The organism is Streptomyces sp. SID11385 (genome assembly GCF_010548245.1).
Lineage (GTDB): Bacteria > Actinomycetota > Actinomycetes > Streptomycetales > Streptomycetaceae > Streptomyces.
The window spans coordinates 1-1,177 of the sequence record NZ_JAAGLR010000481.1; the positions used below are offsets into that span (position 1 = coordinate 1).

General features: G+C 74.8%; 2 protein-coding genes. One reads left to right on the top strand and one right to left on the bottom strand.

The genetic code is table 11. From position 1 onward, the window contains the following. A partial coding sequence (locus G3I42_RS14690; protein ID WP_164286096.1) for a hypothetical protein occupies window positions 1–656 on the bottom strand: 656 nt, incomplete at its 3' end. Between the two features lie 95 nt (window positions 657–751). On the opposite strand from G3I42_RS14690, the gene G3I42_RS14695 reads away from it, so the two are divergent. Continuing rightward, on the top strand, window positions 752–1,177 hold a 426-nt coding region (locus G3I42_RS14695; protein ID WP_164286098.1), incomplete at its 3' end, for an adenosylcobinamide-GDP ribazoletransferase.

Consider the following 1,177-nt stretch of genomic DNA (forward strand, 5'->3'; position numbering starts at 1 on the left):
AGGAGGGCGCGGGCGCGGCGGCGGGGGCGCCCGGCGTAGCGGCGGCGGGCCCAGGGGGAGCCGGGGCGGGCGAGGCGGATCGCGCCGACGAGCGCGACGAAGGGCACGAAGACGCCGATCAGGCCCGTACGGATCTTGCCCTTGGCGAGGCAGACGACGACGAAGCACAGGTCGAAGAGGATCGTGCCGATCGCGGTGGCGCGTCCGGCGGCCTCGCCCTGCGAGACCTGGTCGACTCCGATCGGTACGGCTCCGGCGACGACGAGCCCGCCGAGCGCGGTGGTCAGGACGACGACCTCGACGCTCTGCCTGCCCTGCTCGGTCCAGTAGACGTCGGCGAGGTGGAGGATCAGCGCGAACTCGTCGAGGACGAGGCCCGTGCCGATGCCGAAGACGACGGCGCAGATCCCGGCGGCGATCCCGTGCTTGCCGCTGCCGACGGCACCGAAGCCGCCGACGACCGCGAGGACGATGCCGGGCACGCAGTGGTGGACGTGCACGCCGCCCGGGGTGACGTTGCGGAAGGGGCCGCGGCCCGCGCGGATGAGGCGCGTGATGGTGCGCGTGACGAGGAAGGTCAGCACGAAGGCGAGCAGGGCGAGCAGGAGGGGCAGTTTGCCCGGCTCGACGAAGTTGCGGTCCAGCCAGTGCCCCATGTGCGCCTCTCGTCGTCCCGCCGTGTGCCCCTTGTTATCCCCGCTTCGTCCCCCGCCCGCCGCTGCCCGGGCTCCGTACCTGCGAAAATCCCCCCATGGACGGCATACGTTTCGCTTTCGGCACCCTCACCGTGCTGCCGGTCCGGGTGCGGCGCTGGGATCGCGGCGCCGCGCGCGCGGGCATGCTGTGGGCGCCGCTCGCCGGGCTCGTGGTGGGGCTCTGCGCGGCGGCGCTCGGCGGGGTGCTGAGCGCGCTGGGGGCGGGCGCGCTGCTCGCGGCGGTCGCGAGCACGGCCGTACCGGCGGTGCTGACGCGCGGGCTGCACCTGGACGGGCTCGCGGACACGGCGGACGGGCTCGGGAGCGGGAAACCGGCCGCCGACGCGCTCGCGATCATGAAGCGTTCGGACATCGGGCCCTTCGGGGTCGTGACGCTGCTGCTCGTCCTCCTCGCGCAGGTCGCGGTCCTGGACCGGCTCTACGGGCTCGGGTGGGCCGAGGGCGCGGCCGGCGCGGCGGTC